18 protein-coding genes are annotated in these 20028 nt (G+C 72.3%); 11 read left to right on the forward strand and 7 right to left on the reverse strand.

Translation table 11 applies throughout. The features are described 5' to 3' along the window. Positions 1 to 308: 308 nt before the first annotated feature. Positions 309 to 1061, reverse strand: a complete 753-nt coding sequence (locus ACFVTC_RS09195; protein WP_390125627.1) for a hypothetical protein — start codon at positions 1059 to 1061, stop codon at positions 309 to 311. Positions 1062 to 1294: 233 nt separating this feature from the next. Continuing rightward, positions 1295 to 1534 (reverse strand): chaplin, encoded by a 240-nt coding sequence (locus tag ACFVTC_RS09200; protein WP_329287948.1) that lies wholly within the window; start codon positions 1532 to 1534, stop codon positions 1295 to 1297. A gap of 373 nt (positions 1535 to 1907) precedes the next feature. Here ACFVTC_RS09200 and ACFVTC_RS09205 point away from each other — a divergent pair, with 373 nt between their 5' ends. From ACFVTC_RS09205 to ACFVTC_RS09245, 9 genes are all read left to right on the forward strand, one after another. Further along, positions 1908 to 2306, forward strand: coding sequence for a hypothetical protein (locus ACFVTC_RS09205; protein WP_390125629.1), 399 nt, complete (start codon positions 1908 to 1910; stop codon positions 2304 to 2306). Positions 2307 to 2347: 41 nt separating this feature from the next. Then, entirely contained in the window at positions 2348 to 3541 is a 1194-nt protein-coding gene (locus tag ACFVTC_RS09210; RefSeq protein WP_390125632.1) for a glycosyltransferase family 4 protein, read from the forward strand. Next, positions 3538 to 5025, forward strand: a complete 1488-nt coding sequence (locus ACFVTC_RS09215; protein ID WP_390125634.1) for an exopolysaccharide biosynthesis polyprenyl glycosylphosphotransferase — start codon at positions 3538 to 3540, stop codon at positions 5023 to 5025. Before ACFVTC_RS09210 ends, ACFVTC_RS09215 begins: the two co-directional genes overlap by 4 nt. Before the next feature lie 160 nt (positions 5026 to 5185). Beyond that, on the forward strand, positions 5186 to 6589 hold the full coding sequence (locus ACFVTC_RS09220; protein ID WP_390126193.1) for an O-antigen ligase family protein: 1404 nt from the start codon (positions 5186 to 5188) through the stop codon (positions 6587 to 6589). Between the two features lie 308 nt (positions 6590 to 6897). After that, positions 6898 to 8517 carry a murein biosynthesis integral membrane protein MurJ gene (gene murJ, locus ACFVTC_RS09225; RefSeq protein ID WP_390125636.1) on the forward strand — a complete coding sequence of 540 codons (1620 nt, stop codon included), beginning with the start codon at positions 6898 to 6900 and terminating at the stop codon, positions 8515 to 8517. 100 nt (positions 8518 to 8617) lie between these two features. Beyond that, positions 8618 to 9307 (forward strand): polysaccharide deacetylase family protein, encoded by a 690-nt coding sequence (locus ACFVTC_RS09230; RefSeq protein ID WP_390126195.1) that lies wholly within the window; start codon positions 8618 to 8620, stop codon positions 9305 to 9307. Then, the gene (locus ACFVTC_RS09235; RefSeq protein WP_390125639.1) at positions 9307 to 10440 is read left to right on the forward strand and encodes a glycosyltransferase; all 1134 of its coding nucleotides are present in this window, start codon (positions 9307 to 9309) and stop codon (positions 10438 to 10440) included. Before ACFVTC_RS09230 ends, ACFVTC_RS09235 begins: the two co-directional genes overlap by 1 nt. Beyond that, positions 10437 to 11156, forward strand: a complete 720-nt coding sequence (locus ACFVTC_RS09240; protein WP_390125641.1) for a lipopolysaccharide biosynthesis protein — start codon at positions 10437 to 10439, stop codon at positions 11154 to 11156. Before ACFVTC_RS09235 ends, ACFVTC_RS09240 begins: the two co-directional genes overlap by 4 nt. A 32-nt stretch (positions 11157 to 11188) precedes the next feature. Beyond that, on the forward strand, positions 11189 to 12280 hold the full coding sequence (locus ACFVTC_RS09245) for a GNAT family N-acetyltransferase (RefSeq protein ID WP_390126197.1): 1092 nt from the start codon (positions 11189 to 11191) through the stop codon (positions 12278 to 12280). A 116-nt stretch (positions 12281 to 12396) separates the two neighbouring features. On the opposite strand, the gene ACFVTC_RS09250 is transcribed toward ACFVTC_RS09245, so the two are convergent. From ACFVTC_RS09250 to ACFVTC_RS09265, 4 genes are all read right to left on the reverse strand, one after another. Beyond that, a complete protein-coding gene (locus tag ACFVTC_RS09250) occupies positions 12397 to 13824 on the reverse strand; it encodes a glycoside hydrolase family 26 protein (RefSeq protein WP_390125644.1) in 1428 nt (475 codons plus the stop codon). 682 nt (positions 13825 to 14506) lie between these two features. Beyond that, positions 14507 to 15421: a chaplin gene (locus ACFVTC_RS09255; protein ID WP_390125646.1), complete on the reverse strand. Its 915-nt coding sequence runs from the start codon at positions 15419 to 15421 to the stop codon at positions 14507 to 14509. Between the two features lie 113 nt (positions 15422 to 15534). Next, positions 15535 to 15792 (reverse strand): chaplin, encoded by a 258-nt coding sequence (locus ACFVTC_RS09260; RefSeq protein ID WP_390125649.1) that lies wholly within the window; start codon positions 15790 to 15792, stop codon positions 15535 to 15537. A 268-nt stretch (positions 15793 to 16060) separates the two neighbouring features. Then, positions 16061 to 16474, reverse strand: a complete 414-nt coding sequence (locus ACFVTC_RS09265; protein ID WP_390125652.1) for a rodlin — start codon at positions 16472 to 16474, stop codon at positions 16061 to 16063. A gap of 249 nt (positions 16475 to 16723) precedes the next feature. On the opposite strand from ACFVTC_RS09265, the gene ACFVTC_RS09270 reads away from it, so the two are divergent. Together ACFVTC_RS09270 and ACFVTC_RS09275 are read left to right on the forward strand one after the other, a co-directional pair. Further along, positions 16724 to 17134: a rodlin gene (locus ACFVTC_RS09270; protein WP_385091150.1), complete on the forward strand. Its 411-nt coding sequence runs from the start codon at positions 16724 to 16726 to the stop codon at positions 17132 to 17134. A gap of 429 nt (positions 17135 to 17563) precedes the next feature. Then, positions 17564 to 17971: a rodlin gene (locus ACFVTC_RS09275; protein ID WP_390125657.1), complete on the forward strand. Its 408-nt coding sequence runs from the start codon at positions 17564 to 17566 to the stop codon at positions 17969 to 17971. Positions 17972 to 18028: 57 nt separating this feature from the next. Here the strand turns inward: ACFVTC_RS09275 and ACFVTC_RS09280 are convergent, their stop codons facing one another. Then, positions 18029 to 19948: an AMP-dependent synthetase/ligase gene (locus ACFVTC_RS09280; protein WP_390125659.1), complete on the reverse strand. Its 1920-nt coding sequence runs from the start codon at positions 19946 to 19948 to the stop codon at positions 18029 to 18031. Positions 19949 to 20028 lie beyond the last annotated feature (80 nt).

Consider the following 20028-nt stretch of genomic DNA (forward strand, 5'->3'; position numbering starts at 1 on the left):
ACCCCACGTCGTTATTGTCTTGTCTATATATAAACCTCCCCCACCATTCACCCGCCCCCGCTTTAAAACCGTTCCCCCCGATGGTCGGGGCCCCCACCACGGCGGGCAGGCGACCGCGTCGCCTCAGGCACCGCTCCCCGGGCCCAGGAGGGCAGGAGACCGGTCACCGGCATTCATGTGGTCGACGTTCATGACTCAGGCGTTCACCGCACGGGCGATCACCGCACGGGCGTCCACCGCGCGGGCGATCACGTCGCGGGCTATCACATCGCGGGCGATCACCGCACGGACGATCACCTAACCGGCGATCACGTCGCCGGCAGGCTCGGCAGCGTCGGCAGACCGGGCAGGTTCGGTGCCGGCAGGCCGCCACCGAGCACGACGGCGACGACGAAGTTGACGAGGCCCGTCACCACGGCGGTGGCGGCGGGCACCACCTGGGTGGCGTCGCCGGACGTGACCGCCTTGACCAGCGCGTCGACCGCCTTCTGCAGCGCGACGAGGGCGTCGGCCGCGAGGTTCGCCGCGGCTCGCGAACCCTTGGCGCGCGGCGCCTTGTCGTCCTGCTGCTCGGCCCTCCGTCCCTCGACGTCACCCCGCTCCTCGGCACCACCCTGCTCATCGGCGTTCTTCAGCGAGGGCACGGCGGGCAGACCCGGCGTCGCCGGGAGGGCCGGCGTGCTGGGCAGCGTCGGCACGCTGGGCGCGGCGGGCACGGCCGGCAGCGTCGCGGTGGCCTTGGCGATCGCGTCCCGCACGGCCTGGCCGAGCTTCGTCGCGTCGGCGGCGGGACGCTGTCCGCCGTCCGCCTTGAGGGCGGCGTTGAGCAGGTCGGTGACCGGGGCGAGGACGCCGCTGACGTTCGCGAGCGACTGAACCTGCGTCAGAACCGCGTCCGCGCCGGGGACGGGTGCCGCCGCGTGGGTGCGGCCACGTGCCGAGTCGCTGCCGGCCGCTGCCGCGGCCGGCCCGGCTATCCCGAGCAGAAGCGTGGCACAGAGTGCGGAGGACGCGATGCGCCGTGCGTGCGGAGGACGCGATGCGCCGTGCGGGCGGAGCACGCACGGCTATTCCCTTCGATGGTGCTTTCGAATCGTGTGCCCACCGTCCAAGCCGTCGTCGCTGTGCGCAACCGTACGAACGCTCTCCGTAGCAGCCCGGCACCCTTACCACCCCAATCGCCGCTGGTGGGGAACCACACCGGGGCCGCCCGCCCCCTTCCCCCGTTCGGGGCAACGCGAACCGGCCGCCCTCCCGATGGGGAGGACGGCCGGCAGAAGGGTCCGCGGTGACGTCAGCCGTTGGCGCAGGTGTCGCCGAACGCGGGGTTCAGCAGGCCGATCACGTCGACGGTGTTCCCGCAGACCTCGACCGGGACGTGGACCGGAACCTCAAGAACGTTCCCCGACAGGACACCGGGGGAGTTGGCGGCCGCGCCGTTTGCGCCACTGTCGGCGGCGGCGATGCCGGCGGCGCCCGCCATGGCGGCGGCGGCAACGGAGGTCAGGGCCAGGCCCTTCGCGATACGCGACATGGAGAAGTGCTCCTCGAAATCGTCACAACAGCCGGGCGGAATGCCCAGCGCTGGAATCAACGCGCGGCGCACGTACGGGTTGCGCCTCCAAAGGAGTGATCTCGAGACCCCCGGTCGCCCGCTCTGGGCCCCGAGCGTCACACCCGCCTCTGACCTCGATGAATACCTCCCTATTACGACACACTTGTCAGGTTTCGACAAATAAATACCTATAGCGGCTAGAGTCGGTCACCTCCCGAGGCTGCTTGGAACCAGATGCCGCAAGGCGTCGAAAGTCGAAAACCGACGGGGGAGTCAGCGCGCACCCAAGTGATCTGCGGATCTCCGTTCCTCCGCCGGTCCAGAACCTTTTCCCGAAAGGGCAACGCCGGTCATGCGTCATTCCCCGGGCCCTCTGCCGCGCCGCGCGATGGTGGGCCGCTCCGCCCTCGTCGCCCTCCGGACAGCGGGCGGCGGCCCCGCGAACGTCGACGGCGACCGCGGCAGCACCGGAGACCCGCTGGGTCCGCGGGCCGACGACGGTGAGCCGACCGCGCCGGGCGACGCCGCCGGCCCCCCGGACGACGTACTCGGCTCGTCGATCACCGAGCCGGGGAACACACCGGCCGAACGCGTGCCCAGGTGCTCGAACACACCCGGATACGACGCCGATGTCCTCGGCCTGGACACGGAATTCCGTTTCGGGGGTGACCAGTTGACCGTCCAACTCGTTTCGCAGCGGGACGCGGCCTGGGTCGGAGCGCTGTTCGCCGCCGTCGACGCGCAGCGGTGACGCGTGCGTCAGAGCGCCGCCCGTCACTAAGGAACCCGCGCATGTCATTGCCATCGAGCGACCCTCCGCCGCGGGTCCTGCACCTCAGCCAGCCGGTCGACGGCGGAGTGGCCCGGGTGCTCACCGACCTGGTGAAGGCGCAGCTCGCCGCCGGACTCCACGTCACCGCGGCCTGCCCGCAGGACAGCGGCCTCGCGCACACGCTCCGGGCGCTCGGTTCCGACGTGGCGCACTGGCAGGCGACCCGCGCGCCGGGTCCCCGGCTGGTCCGGGAGGTACGACAGCTCGCTCACGTGGTCACCGAGGCGCGGCCCGACGTGGTGCACGCGCACAGCGCCAAGGCCGGACTCGCCGCCCGGCTCGTCCTGCGTGGCCGGGTGCCGACGGTGTTCCAGCCGCACGCCTGGTCCTTCGAGGCGGTCGACGGCCTCCCGGCGGGCCTCGCGCTGAAGTGGGAGCGGTGGGGGGCGCGTTGGGCGTCCCGGGTGGTGTGTGTGAGTGAGGCGGAGCGCGTCACCGGAGTGCGCGCCGGGGTCAGGGCGACGTGGAGTGTGATCCCCAACGGGGTCGACACCGACCGCTTCCACCCCGCCGACGCGAGGACCGTACGGACCGGGATCCCCCTGCTCGACCGGCTCGATCCGGCGGCTCCCCTGGTCGTCTGCGTCGGACGGCTGTGCCGGCAGAAGGGCCAGGACGTCCTGCTGGACGCCTGGGACACCGTACGGCGACGGATGCCCGCAGCCCGGCTCGTGCTCGTCGGGGACGGTCCGGAGGCCGCGCGCCTGCGGGCCGGGGCACCCGGCGACGTGCTGTTCGCCGGGGCCGCGGACGATGCCGTGCCCTGGTACCAGGCCGCCGACCTGGTCGTGCTGCCGTCCCGTTGGGAGGGCATGGCGCTGGCGCCGCTGGAGGCCATGGCCTGCGGGCGTCCGGTCGTGATGACGGACGTGGACGGCGCCCGCGAGAGCCTCCCGCCGGGCCTCGACACCCGCTGTCTGGTGCCCTCCCGGGCGCCGGGCCCGCTGGTCCGCGCCATCTGCGACCTGCTGGCCGATCCGCCGCTGCGCGAGTCGCTGGGCCGGCAGGGGCGACGCCACGTACTGACCACGCACGACGTGCGGCGCGTGGCCGACGCGGTCGCGGGGGTCTACCGCGAGTTGCTCGCCGCGGGGCCCGGCGGGCGCGCCGGGTGCGGGGAACACACCGAGTGCAGGGAGCCCATCCACACGTGACTGCGGAAAGCACCGTTCCCTCCCCTGGCGGGCAGCCCCGGGAGTACGGATCCTCGCCCGTCTCGGTCATCCCTTCACGCGGGGCCGCCGACGGCTTCAGGTTCCCCGCCGTGCGTCGGCTGTCCGCCCCGCGCGCCCCGTGGCTGCCCCTGCTCGTCGCGGACGGCGGTGCGGCGGTGCTGACGGGCCTGTCCCTCGCCCAGGTCCAGCGGCACCCGCCGCTCCTCGTCGCGCTGCTGCTCGGCGTGCTCGTGCTGAACGCTCACGGAACGCTGTACCGCCCCGGGCGGATCCCCACGGTGCTCGACGACCTGCCCGCCGTGTGCGCGCGCGTCGTGGTGACGTGGTGCACGCTCGCGGCCCTGCTGGCGGCGCTCTCCCCGGCCGCGGCGCTGCCCGCCCGGACCCTGGCGATCGGCTGCGCAATGCAGTCGGCGGTGAGCTGCGCGGCCCGCGCCGTCCTGCACCGGCGACGCCGCCGGGCCCTGGTCCTGCGCCCCGACGCCACCCTGGTGATCGGCCCCGCGGGAACCGCCCAGCGGGTGGCCGCGGCCTTCCTGCGTCACCCTCGGTGCGGCCTGCGTCCGGTGGGCGTCGTCGCCGCCCAGACGGCCGGCGCCGAGGGGCTGCCGGTCCTCACCACCGGTGAGGAGGTGCAGCGGGCCCTCATCCAGAACAGCGTGCGCGCGGTGCTCGTGGTGGAGCCGCACCGCGAACACGGTCCGTTGCTGCGGGCGTTGAGCGAGGCGGGCTGTGTGCTGTGGCACGTCGACGCGGACTCGCCGTCGCAGGAGACCTCGTACGCGGTGCCGCGGGGCAGAGCCCAGGGAGGCGCGAACAGGAGGGCGGGCGGGAGCGGGCGGCTCGCCGGGTTCTCCTGCCGGCGGATCAACGTCTCCAGACCGCGCGGGAACCTCGGCAAACGGCTTCTCGACGTCGCCGTCTCCGGGGTGCTGCTGCTCGTGATCAGCCCACTGCTGCTGGTGTGCGCGGTCGCGCTGCGGCTGAGCGACGGACCGGGGGTGGTCTTCCGCCAGGAGCGCATCGGCAAGGACGGACGGCCCTTCACCCTGCTGAAGTTCCGTACCCACCGTCCGGTCGACGCGCACGAGGCCGCGACCCGCTGGAGCGTCGCGGGCGAGCGGGAGATGAGCCGTTTCTGCCACTTCATGCGGCGCACCTCGCTCGACGAACTGCTGCAGCTGTGGAACGTCCTGCGGGGCGACATGAGCCTGGTCGGCCCGCGCCCCGAACGGCCCTACTTCGTGGCCAAGTTCAGCCAGACCTACCCGGGTTACGCGGCTCGCCACCGCATGCAGACCGGCATCACCGGCCTCGCCCAGATCCACGGGCTGCGCGGCGACACCTCGATCGAGGACCGCTGCCGGTTCGACAACGCGTACATCGACGACTGGTCGCTGTGGCAGGACGTCTGCATCCTGCTGCGCACAGCGGCCTCGCTGGTACGCCCGACGGGGAGCTGAGCCGATGAGCCGAGCCCTGCCCCACTCACCGCCGGCCGTCCCCCGCACGCCGCCGACCCCCTGCTCGCCGCCGCCCCCCTGTTCGCCGCCGGCCACCGCCCGCTCGCCACTGGGCACCCTGCTGTCCGGCGCGCGCCGCGCGCTGCCGGTGCTGCCGGTCATGGCGGTGATCGCGCTGCTCGGGCTGCCGATCGCGCCGAGCGGAGAGGGCGGCGCGAACATCGCGGACGCCATGTCCGGTCTGGTCGTGCTCTGCTGCGCGGTACGGCTCGTACGGGACCGTCGGCGCCCCCTGTCACCGGGCGCGGCGGCGGTCCTCGGGCTGCCCGTGGTCGGCATCGCGGTCGCGGCGGCCGGGGCGGCGAGCCCAGGAGCGGGGATCACCGGTCTCACCCGCTATCTGCAGATCTTCGTCCTGGTGCCCGCGGCCGTGCTGCTGCTGGTCCGGGACCGCCGCGACTTCCGGCTGCTCGCCTGGTCGTTCGTCGCCCTGGCGCTGTGGCAGGGGGCGGTCGGGGTGCACCAGTACGTCACCGGGACCGGTGCCTCCTACCAGGGCGAGGACGTCCGGGCCGTGGGCACCTTCGGGCCGACGGACGTGATGGGCATGGCGACGGTGGTCGCCTTCGGGCTGGTGTGCGCGCTCGCCCTGGCGCTCGGTTCGGGCCCGGTGCGGCAGCGGACCTCCGCCGTCGTGTGCGCGCTGGCGCTGCTGGCGCCGCTCGCGCTGTCGTTCAGCCGGGGCGCGTGGATCGCCACGGCTCTGGCGTGCGGCGTCCAGCTGACGCTGGCGGGGCTGCGGCGCGCGGTGAAGGTCGGCGCCGCCGTCGCGGCGGTGGCCGTGATCCTGGTGGGCGGACTCGGCGTCGGTACGGCGATGCTGCAGGAGCGCGTCGACAGCATCACGCGGGTCACCGACGCCCCGGACCAGTCGGTGGTGGACCGGTACACCATGTGGGCGGCGGCCGTCGACATGTGGCGGAACCACCCGCTCACCGGCGTCGGGCTGAAGGGCTTCCCCGACCACCGCGACGGCCATGCCTCACTGGCCCTCTCCTCGGGCAGCGACATCGGGGGCGCCGGAACGGCGTACAGCAAGCAGCCGCTGCTCTCCCCGCACAACATGTATCTGCTCGTGCTGAGCGAGCAGGGCCTGATCGGGCTGCTCGCCCTCTCCGGCAGCTGGCTGGCGCTCCTGGTGTGCGCGCTGCGCGGCCTGGTCCGGGTGCGCCGGACGCCGCCGGGCGCCCCGGCGGGGCGCGGCAGCCCGGTTCCGGCCCGGTCGGGGCTCGACTGCGCGCTGGTCGCGTGCGGGCTGCTCGGCTGGCAGTTGGTGGACTTCGTGTACGCGGACATCGGCGGACCCTCCACGGTGCTGACGGGTGTCTGCTTCGGCCTGGTGGCCTGGTGGGCGCTGGTGGACCAGGCGTCCCCGGTGTCCCTGGCCTCCGAAGCCGCGGCGTCCCCGGCACTTCCGGCACCGCCGGCCTCCCGAGCCGCGGCGTCGCCCGTGTCCACGTCCTCGCCGGCGGCGCTCTCGCCGAAGGAGGTCTCGGGGCGATGACGGTGCAGCCTCCCCGGGCGGCGGCCGACGGTGGCGCCGGAACCGACGACACGTTCGCCCTGCCGGGCGCCCGCGACGACGCCCCCGGCTACGACCCACCCGGCCCTCTCGCCCCTCCCTCCCCTCTCCGTCCTCCCTTCCTGTCCGCCCCGCCCAACTCCGCTGCCCCCTCTGCCTCTTTCACCCCCTCTGCCCCGTCCACTACCTCTGCACCCCCTGCTCCCTCTGCACCCCCTGCTCCCTCTGTGCCTCTTGCACCCTCTGCTCCCTCTGCTCCCTCTGTACCTCTTGCACCCTCTGCTCCCTCTGTGCCTCCCAGTGCCTTCACCCCCTCCACCCCCACGGCTTCCTCCACCCCCACCACCTCACCGGAGAGCCCTTCCAACCGGTTCCTCGCCAAGGCCGCCCTCGTCACGATCGCGCTGTCGATCGCCGGAGCCCTGCTGGGCCTCGGTCGCGACCAGGCCCTCGCGCACCTGTTCGGAGCGGACTCCGCGACGGACGCCTTCCTGGTCGCCTGGACCCTCCCGGAGTTCGCGGCGACACTGCTGATCGAGGACGGTCTGGCCTTCGTGCTCGTACCGGCGTTCAGCATGGCGGTGGCACGGCGCGCCCAGGGGGCCGTCGGCGATCCGGTCCGCGCGCTGGTCGCCGCGACCCTGCCCCGACTGACGCTCGCCGTCACGGCCGTCGCCGCGCTGCTGATCGCCGGGGCGCCCTACCTCGTCGAGGCTCTCGCGCCGGGCCTGCCCGACCCCCGGCTCGCCGTGGACTGCACCCGGTTGACGGCCACCTGCGTGTTCACCTTCGGTCTCGCCGGATACTGCAGCGCCGCACTGCGGGCGCACCGCCGGTTCGTCGCGCCCGCGGTCATCTACGTCGCGTACAACACCGGCATCATCACGGCCATGTTCGTCCTCGGCGGCCGCTGGGGGGTGCGCTCGGCGGCCCTCGGGGTCGCGGTGGGCGGCGCCCTGATGGTGGTCGCGCAGGCGCCCTCGCTCTGGCGGCAGCTCAGGCGGCACGAGGTGGCCGTGGACGGGGCGGCCGTCGCGCAGGCGCGTCCGATGGACCTGACGCTGATCAGCACGGTCCTGCTCTTCGCCCTGTGCCGGCAGTCCCAGGTCCTGGTCGAACGGTTCCTGGCCTCGTCCCTGCCCGCCGGTGCCATCTCGCACCTCAACTATGCGCAGAAGGTCGCGCAGATGCCGATGGTCCTCTCGCTGATGCTGTGCACCGTCACCTTCCCGGTGGTGGCGCAGGCGATGGCCGAGGGCGACACCGAGCGGGCCCGTGCCCGGGTCGAGCGCGACCTGGCGCTGGTCTCCTGCACCGTGCTCCTCGGTACCGCGGCGGTCGTCGCGTGCGCGCCCCAGATCATCCAACTGCTCTTTCAGCGGGGTGCGTTCACCGCGCAGGACACCGCGGCCACCGCCGCCGTGATGCGGGTCTACGCGGTCGGACTGCTCGGCCACACGCTGGTGGGCGCCCTCGTGCGCTCGTACTTCTCGTCGGGGCGGCCCACCTGGTACCCGCTGTTCGCGATGACCGCCGGGATCGTCGCGACCTCGTGGATCGGGGCGCTGGCCGTCGGCAGCTGGGGGGTGTGCGGGATCGCCGCGGCGAACGCGGGCGGCATCACCCTCAGCGCCCTGCTCCTGCTGTGCGGCATGGGCTCGCGCAGCGTGCCGATCCGCACCCGTCGGGTGGCCGCCGAACTGGGCAAACCGGTGCGCGCGGCGCTCGTCGCGGGCGCGGTGGGAGCGTTCTGCGCGAGCCGCTCGCACTCTCCCCTGGTGGGTCTCGTCCTCGGCGGCACCGTCGTGACCGTCGTCTTCGCCGTGCTGGCCTGGGCCCTGGGGATCCAGGCCCTCGCACCCGTCCTCCGTTCCCTCAAACGAAGGCTGCCGCATGTCCGTTTCCGCTGACCGCTTCAGACGTGTCGACGCACGCGCCGCCACCGACCTCCGTCGCCGCACCTGCTTCCACACCGCCGTGCGGGCCGCCGACACGGTCCCCTGGATCGCGATGTACCACTCCGTGGGCGACTGCTCCGACGACCCGTACAGCATCACGGTCTCGCCGGAGCGTCTCGACCACCAGCTGGGGTGGCTGCGGCGCCGCGGGCTGCGTGGTGTGAGCATGGCCGAACTGCTCGCCGCACGCGCCCGGGGAAAGGGCCGCGGCCTGGTCGGTCTCACCTTCGACGACGGATACGCCGACTTCGTCGAGACCGCCCTGCCCCTCCTGCGCCGGCACGACTGCGGTGCCACCCTCTTCGTCCTGCCCGGTCGGCTGGACGGCGACAACGCCTGGGACCCGCTCGGCCCCCGCAAACCGCTGCTCGGTGCCCGCGGCATCCGGCTGGCCGCCGCCGAGGGCATCGAGATCGGCTCACACGGCCTCACCCACATCGACCTGACACAGATCGACGACGCCCTGCTGCACTCCGAGGTCGCCGGGAGCAGAGCGGTGCTCTCCGACCTGACGGGTGCCCTCGTGGACGGCTTCTGCTATCCCTACGGAACCATCGACCCGCGGGTCGTGGACGCCGTGCGCGACGCCGGGTACCGCTACGGCTGCGGAATCGACCCCGGCCCGCTGACCGGCCCGCACGCCCTGCCGCGCGTCCACATCGGGCAGAACGACACCGCCGTACGCCTGCTGCTGAAACTCAAGCTGCACCGGCTGCGGCGGCGCCCGGTCGAGGGGGCCTGATGAAGGCCCTGCACATCATCACCGGCCTCGGTGTCGGCGGCGCGGAGCAGCAACTGCGGCTGCTCCTGCGGCATCTGCCCGTGGACTGCGACGTCGTCACACTCACCAACCCCGGCGCGGTCGCCGACGGACTCGCCGACGACGGCGTACGCGTCGTCCACCTCGCCATGAACGGCAACCGGGACCTCGCCGCGCTCCCCCGGCTGGCCAAGCTGATCCACGGAGGCCGCTACGACCTCGTGCACACCCACCTCTACCGGGCGTGCGTGTACGGCCGGATCGCGGCGCGGCTGGCCGGGGTGAAGGCCGTCGTGGCCACCGAACACTCCCTGGGCGACTCGCAGATGGAGGGGCGCCGACTGAGCGCGGGCGTCCGCGCGCTGTATCTCGCCAGCGAGCGGCTCGGCCGGTCCACCGTCGCCGTCTCACCGACCGTGGCCGACCGGCTGCGTCGCTGGGGGGTGCCCGGACCGCGCATCGAGGTCGTCCCGAACGGCATCGACGTGGACCGTTTCCGCTTCGATCCGGTCCTGCGCGAACGCACCCGTCGCAGGCTCGGACTGCCGGCGGACGCCTACGTCGTGGGCGGTGTCGGCCGGCTCACGGCGGGCAAGCGGTTCGACGTCCTGATCCGCGCGCTGGCCCAACTGCCCCCGGACCACTGGCTGCTGCTGGTCGGCGGCGGCACCGAGGAGAGCGTGCTGCGCCGGACCGCACAGCGGGCCGGGGTCACGGACCGGGTGCTGTTCACCGGCGAGCGCCCCACCGGCGGCCTCCCGGGCGCCGATCTGCCGTCGCTGACCGCGGCCATGGACGTCCTCGCCTCACCCAGCGCCGAAGAAGCCTTCGGGCTCGCGGTCGTGGAGGCGATGGCGGCCGGGCTGCCGGTCCTGTACGTCTCCTGCCCCGCGGTCGAGGACCTGCCCGCGGGCGCCGCGCCCGGCGCCCGCCGGGTCCAGGGCGGTGCCGACTCGTTCGTACGAGCCCTCCGGGCGGTGCGCGGAGCGGGTCCAGGACCCCGCTCGGTACCGGACGCCGCCCACCACTACAGCATCACCCGCAGCGCCGCGCAGCTCATGGACGTGTACGCGGCCGCCGTCTCCTGCCCCCCTCTGGGAGTGAGTTCCTCATGACCGAAATTCCCACCAGGCAGCACCGCCCGGCCGAACCGGACGGCCCGGGGGACACGCCTGGCCCGGCCGAACCGGTGGTCCCGCCCGGCCCGGTGATCAAGCCCGTCGCCCGTCGGAGGGGCCTGCCGCGGTGGACCCTGCTCGTCGCCGGTGCCCTGCTCGGCGGTGCGCTCGGCGGCGCGTACGGGGTCGAGAAGCCCCCGACGTACACGGCGACGAGTTACGTCATCGCCGTCCCTACGGAGAAGTCGGACCCGGCACCGGCGCTCGGCTTCGCGCAGGCGTACGGCCGGGTCGCCACGCAGCTCGCGGTGCTCGAGGGCGCGCAGGTGCGGGCCGGAGTACCGGTGAGGACGCTGCAGCGCAGTGTGCAGACCGCGACCTCGCCCGACGCTCCGATGGTCGCCGTGTCGGCCACGTCCACGCGTCCGGGTCTCGCGGCCGGTATGGCGAACGCCGTCTCGCGCTCGCTGACCGAGCACGCCAACGCCACCCGTGCCAGTACCCACGTCGAACTCCTACAGTTCTCCCCGGCGATGAAGCCGACCGCCCCCTCCTCGCCGTCGCCGAAGGTGACCGGTCTGGTCGGCGCGAGTGCCGGGGGGCTGCTGGGCGGTCTGGTCCTGCTGGTGCGTCCGCGGCGGGGCACGGAATCGGCGCGAACGGCCTGCGTACCGAACCCGGCGTCCGCCGCCGACGCGCGGGGACAGCTGTGAACGGCGCTCTGCGGGCCGGGCCCGCCGGCGCCCTGCGGGCCGAGATCATCACCGAGGAGCGGGAGTTCGCCGCCCTGGCACCCGCCTGGGGACGCCTGTACGGCCGGTGCGCCACCGCCACCCCGTTCCAGAACCACGCCTGGCTGTACTCCTGGTGGCTGTCGTACGGCACCCCCGGCCGCCTGCGTCTGGTCCTGGTCCGTGAGGGCGACGAGCTCCGCGCGGTCGCGCCCCTGATGCGCGTACGCCGTCCGCTGCCCGCGCTGGTCCCCCTCGGCGGGGCCATCTCCGACTACGGCGACGTCCTCATCGACGACGAGTACGCCGACCGCGCGGCGGCGACTCTCGCCGAGGGACTGTCCCTGGCCGCCCGCAGCGCGGTGATCGACTTCCGCGAGGTACGGCCCGGCGGCGCGGTGGAGCGGGTCTACGAGCGCTGGCACGGACCGCGGCGCCGGGTGCGCGACTCGCTCTGTCTGGAACTGCCCGCCCTCTCGATGGACGAACTGGTGGGCCGGCTGCCCTCCTCGAAGGCCCAGCGCGTGCGGGCCAAGCTGCGCAAGCTCGCCGCACTGGGCATCGAGCGCCGGATCGTACCGGCCGGTGAGGTGGACACGGCACTGCGCCGCCTGCTGGAACTGCACCGACTGCAGTGGCAGGGGCGGAAGGTGACGTCCGAGCACCTCCAGGAACGGTTCGCCGAACACCTGGTCCGGTCGGTCGGACCGATGGTGAGCTCCGGGGACGCGGTGGTCACCGAGTTCCGGCTCGACGGCACCGTGATGGCGGTGGACCTCACCCTGCTGTCCCCGCGGCTGGCGGGCGGCTACCTCTACGGGGCCCATCCGGATCTGCGCGAGCGGAAGGCCGATGTCGCCGTGATACTGCTGGACGCCTGCGCCCGGCACACCGAGGGGGAACGCCGCGGGGCACTGAGCCTGCTGCGCGGCGACGAGCCCTACAAGTACCACTGGCGCCCCTACCCGGTCGTCAACCAACGGCTGCTGCTCGCCCGGCGGCGTACGGCGCCGCTGCTGTCGGCGGTGGTCTGCGACGTCGTCGCGCGCAGCCGGGGCAAGGAACTGGTGCGGCGCTGGAGGGAGCGTGGTGGCGACGGGCCGTGAACGGCCCCCCGCCACCACGATGTCCCGGTCACGATGTCCCGGTCACGATGTCCCGGTCACGGCGTGCCGATCACGGCGTGCCGATCTCGGTCACATGGCCCGGTCACACGGCCCGGTCACCGGTTGCGCGACCACCAGTCGAAGCGGAGGCAGAGCTTCCCTCCGAGCCAGTGCTCCACCCAGTCACCCAGTTCCACCGGCGAACAGTTGGGAGGGTGCACGGACGTCGGCACTGGCTCGGGCACGGGTGTCGGCACCGGCTTGGGCACCGGCTTGGGCACGGACGGCACCGGTGTCGGCACCGGCTCCGATGCCGGGCCGATGTGGCCCGAGAGCACCTCGCGGTAGACCTGGGACGCCTTCGGGTTGTCCGCGCATTGCCACACGCCGTGCGGACAGTAGTCGGTCAGCGTGTTGTACAGGGGCCGGTGGTCGTCCATCCACGCGAGCATGCGCTTCATGTACGCCGCGTTGTCACCGTTGCGGAAGAGTCCCCATTCGGGGTACGAGATGGGCTTGCCGTGGGCTTTGGCGAAGTCCACGTGTTCCTGAAGGCCGTACGGCTCCTTCACCTCTTCGTCGAACGACAGTCCGCTCGGCTGGTCGTAGGAGTCCATGCCGATGATGTCGACCGTGTCGTCCCCGGGATAGCACTGTGTCCAGGGAACGGCGTCCAGGCCGCGGCTCGGGGTGAAGTCGAACCGCAATTTCTGGCCCGGGACCGACCGCATGACGGTGACGATCCTGTTCCAGTACTTCTTCCACGCCTCCGGGTCCGGCCCGCAGCGGTGGGTGTACGTGATGCCGTTCATCTCCCAGCCGAGCACGACGACGGTGTCCGGCACCTTAAGTCGGACCAGCCGCTGGGCGAGCGCGCGGAAGTGCCGGTCGAACGCGCCGTCGGCGCCCTGCCGCAGCAGCGCCCGCACCTCCGGGTCGGAGACGTTCTCCTCGTTGCGCTCCAGCATCGGCACGTTGAGGACGAGCATCCGGTCGGCCCGCTCACGCCGCCAGCCCGCCCAGACGTCCAGAAAGCCGGGCGGTCCCTCGATGTTGCTCCAGCGGTCGCCCGGCAGGTACGTGTGCCCGACGCGCAGTTCGGTGCCGCCCAGCCACTGGCTGAGCTGGGCGATCCGGGCCACGCCCAGCGGGCCGTAGTCGAGGTAGGCCCCGAAGGCCGGGCGCGGTGTGACCGTCGTGGGCTTCACGGGCTTCGCCGGCTTCGCGGGCGCCGGGGGCGTCACGGGTTTCGGCGGCGTCACGGGTGAGGTGGGTGGGACGGCGGGTGTCACGGATGCGGTGGGAGGCGGCGGCGCGACCGCCGTCGTGGACGGCGGCGCGGGCGGCACGGGCGGCGCGGGCGGCACGGGCGTCTGCGCCTGCGGTGTCACCGACGTCGGTGACGGTGCCGGAGGATCGGCGACGCGCACCACCCCGGCGCCCATGGCGTATCCCGGACCCGGCGCCATGGCGATCGACGCGACGACGCCGACCGCGACGAATACCAGCCTTCCGCTCCGGGACCATTGCTGTTGTGGGGCCATGCCTGCTCCTCTCTCCGCTCTCCGCTGCTCCGGCTGCTTTCTTACTCCTCCTCCACTGACACCCAGTCATACAAGTAGCCGTTCCGCCAACAGAGGCGTCGCCTTCGCGACACACCGCTCACCCGCGAGGGTGACCGGGTCGAGGGGAAGGTCCGTGCCGCTGCCCGACGGAGCGGTCCTGGAAATGTGCGTGGCCGCCGATTCCGCGGAATTTCCCGTCCGCGGATCACACCTTCGTCCGAGGGACACGCCCGGCGTGAGCGGGATGGGCGTCGCCCCGGCGTTGCTCCGAGTGGCCGCGCGTCCATCTCGTCCGGCGGTGCTCATCCCGATGGATGACGCGAGCGCCGCGGCCCGCGCGTCGACGGGAGGCGTACGGCTGGGGCTGGAGGCGGTGGGGCGGCGAGGCGGCGCCGGAGGCCGAACGTCGCGTCGCGGGCGACGGGTCCGGAGGCGGCCCGCGAACGGCTCGGTCCGCTCGTCGACGAGCGGCGCGGGGCCGGCCTTGGTGGCCGACGGCTCGCCCGCGGCCGGCCGGGACCTCTGGTCCTCGGTGCCGGGTCTGTTCATGGAGGCCCCGGGAACAGACCCGGGACCGGCTCGCACGACGAGCTCGGGTGCCGGACACGGCGAGGCGTCCGGCACCCGAAGCGTCGTACGGGCATCCCGCTGGTGCCGCGTACTAGCGACGCGACGTGGCTCGGCCTCGCCGGTACAGGACGGCGCCGCCGATCAGCAGCGCGGCACTGGCGGCCGAGAACCCGAGTACGTCCTCACTGCCCGTCTGGGCCAGGGCGGGAGGACCGGGAGGGGTGACGGGCGGCGTCAACGGCGGAGTGACGGGAGGCGTCACCGGCGGTGTCACCGGCGGGGTCACCGGCGGGGTCACCGGCGGCGGGGTGGTGGGCGGTGGCGGGGTCACCGGCGGCGTCGTGGGAGGCGGCGGGGTGTCGCCGTAGCCGTTCTCGCAGTCGCTGCCGAACGCGGGGTTGCCGATGCCGACCACGTTCACCGAGTCGCCGCAGACGTCCACCGGGATGTCCACCGGGGCCTGCACGTTGTTGCCCGACCCGATGCCTGGCGAACCGTGCGTCTCACCGTGCGCCCAGGCGCCGGAGCCGTGTGAACCCGGACCCAGCGGGCCGGAGTCGTCGAAACCCGTACCCGGGAAGCCGTGACCGTGGGTGCCGGAACCCGGGAAGCCGTGACCGTGGGTGCCGGAACCGTGGGTGCCGGAGCCCGGCATGCCGCTGTGGTGGCCCGACCCGTCGTGGTGGACGTGCCCACCGCCGTGGCCGGTCCGGCCCACATGGTGGACGGGCTGGTGCGTCACGCCGCGCGGTCCCTGCGAACCCGAGCCGTTGGCGCAGGAGCTCCCGAAGGCCGGGTTGAGCGCGGCGATCGCGTCGACGGTGATACCGCAGACGTTCACCGGCACGTTCACCGGAACCTGAAGCGTGTTGCCCGAACCGACGCCGGGCGAGTCCGCCGTTCCGCCGTTCGCCTGCGCGTCCGCGAACGCGGGGGTGCCGTACAGGGACAGGATGCTCGTCGTGGCCGCGGCCATGACCATTCCCTTGCTCAGGGTCTGTCGCAATCTCTTGTCCTCCCTGTGTGAAGAAGTGAGAAGTGAGGAAGGCCGGCCCCGGAACCGGAAAAGGCGGTCCAAGGCCGGCCGTGACACAGCCGGGTGGCTGGTGTCCTGTCGCGTCAGTGGTTGACGCAGCCGCTGCCGAAGGCCGGGTTGAGCAGGCCGATGACGTCGACCGAGTCGCCGCACAGGTTGACGGGGACGTGCACGGGGACCTCGATCACGTTGCCCGAGAGGACACCCGGGGAACCGATGGCGGCGCCCTCGGCACCGGAGTCCGCGAAGGCCGGGGCGGCCATGCCCAGGGCCATGATCGCGCCGGCGACGACAGCAGCGCTCTTCTTGTGCTTCACGTGCTTTCCCTTCTCTGCGGTCATGCCCCTATGACGGCCGAAGCCGAGCGAGCGCAACAGGAACGGCTCGCTTCATGACCTGCAGGCTGTAAACGAGGCCGGGACGCCCGAAGAAACTGCGGAACGCGTGCCGTTTGGGAATTCACTCGAATTGCCCTGTTTCCCTGTCGGAACCGAGTCCGCACAAGGGAAGAAACGCTTCCCTGAATTACCGGAAAGAGCAGCGGACCGCCCGCGTCGAACGCGACGGGCGGCCCGAGCCTCTTCGAGGCGAAGATTTCAGCGGCGACGGTCAGTGGTTGCCGACACCGTTGCCCGACAGGACCGGGATGTCGTCCACCAGGTGCGACAACGGCTCGTCGCCCTTGGCCTGGGTCGAGTTCTCGGCGCACTGCTGGTTCTGCGGGGCCGACAGGACCGGAATGTCCTGGACGGCGACGGGCACGAGGACCCCGACGAGCGAACCGGCGTTCGCCTTGGCCGGCAGGCCGACACAGAGCTTGTTCAGCGTGCCCTGCGCGAGGCTGAGCTGCGGGCTCATGCTGCCGCCGGTCACCGAGTTGCCGAACGACTCCGTGGCGCCGTTCCCGCTGACGGAGGTCGTGCCGTTGTCGTCACCGATGGCAAGCGCCTGGGGCGCGGCCGCCGCCGAGACACCGACGACGGAAGCGGCGACCGCCGCCGCGGCCATTGCCTTCTTGAACATTTCGCGTTCCTTTCCTGGCAGAGACACGTGTTCCTGCCCTGGCATCAACCCGGCGGCCCCGCATTGGTTTCGGTGATTCACCCGGTTGGCCCGTTCAGCGGCCGGGGATGCGCGGGAATCCCCGGCGCGCGCGAGCCCGGAGACCCTCCTCGATGTGCGCCATCGGAGTGAATGGGAGCAACCAAGGTCGTCCGCCGCAGTTGACCAGTGCGCTCCGGTGGACGGGGTTTCTCCAGAAGGGACTAGCTAGTGATCAAGAAGGTTATGGCCGCCGCCGCGGTCGCCGCTTCCGTCGTCGGCGTTTCCGCCGCGGCCGCGCCGCAGGCGCTGGCCATCGGAAACGACGGTGGCACGACGTCCACCAGCGGTAACGGTGCCACTCAGTCGTACGGCAACTCGGCGACGTTCGGCAACATGAGCCCGCAGATGGCGCTCATCCAGGGCTCGCTGAACAAGCCCTGCATCGGTCTGCCGGCCAAGGCGAACCTCGGCTCGCTCATCGGCGCCGTGCCGATCGCCGTCCAGGACGTCCCGATCCTCTCGGCCCCGCAGAACCAGCAGTGCGTCGAGAACTCGACCCAGGCCAAGGGCGACGAGCCGCTGTCGCACATCCTCGACGACATCCCGGTGCTCTCGGGCAACGGTGTGGGCAACAGGTAGTCCACTTCCTGAGTTCCCGTCAGCGGGCCGCCGGACATCCGGCGGCCCGTCGGCGTTTCTCCGGCCCTTCGGATTCTTCACACATTCGGCTCGTCATGCGTTCGGGTCTTCTGCCGTTCGGTTCTTCACGCATTCCCCTTTTCGACTTTTCGCCTTTTCTGCTCTTCACCCCTCCGGCTCTTCACCTCTCCGTCTCTCCATCTCTTCGGCCTTTCAGCTCCTCGGGCGAATTCTTTTTCCCGGCGGCACGGTGCGCCCCGCTCCGGCCATGGCGTCTTCTTTCGAGGGAGCTCACCGGCGTACACATGGCGAATCGAGCTCCCCGGGCGCTGCGCCGAATGGGGCACAACCCGAAACCCCTTCACAGTTCCCCCAGTTGATGATCATGCAGCTCCTCCCCCAGGAGTCCGCTTTTCGAAGGGAACGAACATGAAGAAGCTGTGGGCAACCGCCGCTATCGCCGCTTCCGTCGCCGGCATCTCGGCCACGGCCGCCCCTCAGGCCCTGGCGATCGGTGACGACGGTGGCACCACCTCGGTCAGCGGCAACGGGGCTACCCAGTCGTTCGGCAACTCCGCCACGTTCGGTGCCATGAGCCCGCAGCTCTCGCTGGTCCAGGGTTCGCTGAACAAGCCGTGCATCGGCCTGCCCGCGAAGGTCAACGCCGGTTCGCTCGTCGGCTTGATCCCGATCGCCGTGCAGGACGTCCCGATCCTTTCGGCCCCGCAGAACCAGCAGTGCGTCGAGAACTCGACCCAGGCCAAGGGCGACGAGCCGCTGTCGCACATCCTGGACCAGATCCCGGTCCTCTCGGGCAACGGCGCCAACAACGGCTGATCCCCGTACCCCGCGGAGCGGGCCGTCGAGCATCTCGACGGCCCGCTCTTCGCGTGTTCAGGTCCCGTACAGCGCCTCGATCTCGGCCGCGTAGGCGGTCGCCACCGCATGGCGCCTGACCTTCAGGGACGGCGTGAGCAGCCCGTTGTCCTCGGTGAACCCGTCCGCCACCAGGGCGAAGGCGCGGATGGACTCGGCACGCGAGACCGCCTCGTTCGCGTGGTCCACGGCCCTTTGGACGTCGGCGCGCAGCAGGGGGTCTCTCACGAGTTCGGACAGCGGGGTGCCGGCGGGCCGTCCGCGGACGGCGAGCCAGTGGGTGACGGCGTCGGGGTCGAGGCTGATCAGGGCGGCGACGAAGGGACGGTTGTCGCCGACGACGACACACTGGCCGACGGGCGGACGGCCGCGCAGCCGGTCCTCCAGGACGGCGGGGGAGACGTTCTTGCCGCCCGAGGTGACGAGAAGGTCCTTCTTGCGGCCGGTGACGGTGAGGTAGCCGTCCTCGTCGAGGGCTCCGAGGTCGCCGGTCGCGAACCAGTCGTCCCGCAGGACGGCGTCGGTCGCGGCCGGGTTGTTCCAGTAGGAGTCGAAGACGACAGGGCCCTTGACGAGGATCTCGCCGTCGTCGGCGATACGGACCGCGGTGCCCGGGACCGGGACGCCGACCGTGCCGGGGCGGGGACGCAACGGCGGCACGATCGTCGCCGCGGCCGTGGTCTCCGTCAGGCCGTACCCCTCGTAGACGATGACACCGGCGGCGTGGAAGAAGAGATTGAGGTCGCGGTCGAGCGGGGCGCCGCCGCTGATGGCGTAGCGCACGCGGCCGCCGAGTTCCCTGCGGATACGGCGGTAGACCAGCAGGTCGTACAGCGCCCAGGCCGCGTACAGGCCGGGGCGGGGGCCCTTGCCCGTCCCCAGGAACTTGTCCAGGCGGGCCTGTCCGAAGCGGACGCCGACGCGGTCGGCGCGGTCGAAGGAGGCCCCGCGGCCGATCCTCTCCGCGGTCGCCCGCCCCGTGTCGTGGATCTTCTCGAAGAGATGGGGCACACCGACGAGGAAGGTGGGGCGGAACTGCTTCAGCGCGGGGCGGAGTTCGTCCGGCTTGATGCCGGGGCAGTGGCCCAGTTCGATCCGTGCCGTCAGACAGGCGATCTGGAGGGTGCGGCCCAGGACGTGGGCGAGCGGGAGGAAGAGCAGGGTCGAGGCGGTCTGGCCGGTGAGTTCCTTGAAGATCGGGTGCAGCAGCTCGACCGTGTTGGCGGCCTCGGCGTGCAGGTTGGCGTGCGTGAGGACGCAGCCCTTCGGCCGGCCGGTGGTGCCGGAGGTGTAGCAGATCGTCGCGACCGTGTCCGGGGTGAGCGCGGTGCGGCGCTGGGTGAGTTCCTCGTCGGAGATGTGCCGTCCCTGGGTCACGAGTTCGGCCATCGCGTCGGCGTCCAGCCGTCGTACGTCCGGGGGTTCGGGGTGCCGGGCGGTGCCGGTGGCGACGGTGTCCGCGTTCTCGGCCGTCTCGACGACCACGAGCCGTGCGCCCGAGTCCCTGACGATCCAATCCACCTGCTCGGCGGAGGAGGTCGCGTAGACCGGGACGGTGAGGCCGCCGGCCGCCCAGATCGCGAAGTCGAGGACCGTCCATTCGTAGCGGGTACGGGACATCAGCGCTACCGGGCCGCCGGGTTCGAGGCCCGCGGCGATCAGCCCCTTGGCGGTGTCGGCGACTTCCCGGGCGAAGGCCGCCGCGGTGACCGGGCGCCAGGTGGTGCCCTCCCTGCGGCGCAGGACCACGGCGTCCGGGGCCTCGGCCGCGTTGGTGAGGGGCAGGTCGGCCAGGCTGCCGGTGGTGGGCCGCGGCGCGAGCGGGGTGGTGCGCACCTCGCGCACCGCACCGCTCGCGTCCCTGATCAGCTCGGTCCCGGCGCGGGCCGCCAGGTCGCCCCGCCGTCGTGCCCGTCTCAGATCCTTGCGTACGCCCATGACGGCTCCACCAGGTCGCGGGGCTCATGCCTACTCGCGAGTCAACTTACCGATTCGTAAGGGAAGTTCAATGGCTGCGG

It is taken from the genome of Streptomyces sp. NPDC057950, from assembly GCF_042887295.1.
Taxonomy (GTDB): Bacteria; Actinomycetota; Actinomycetes; order Streptomycetales; family Streptomycetaceae; genus Streptomyces; species Streptomyces kaempferi.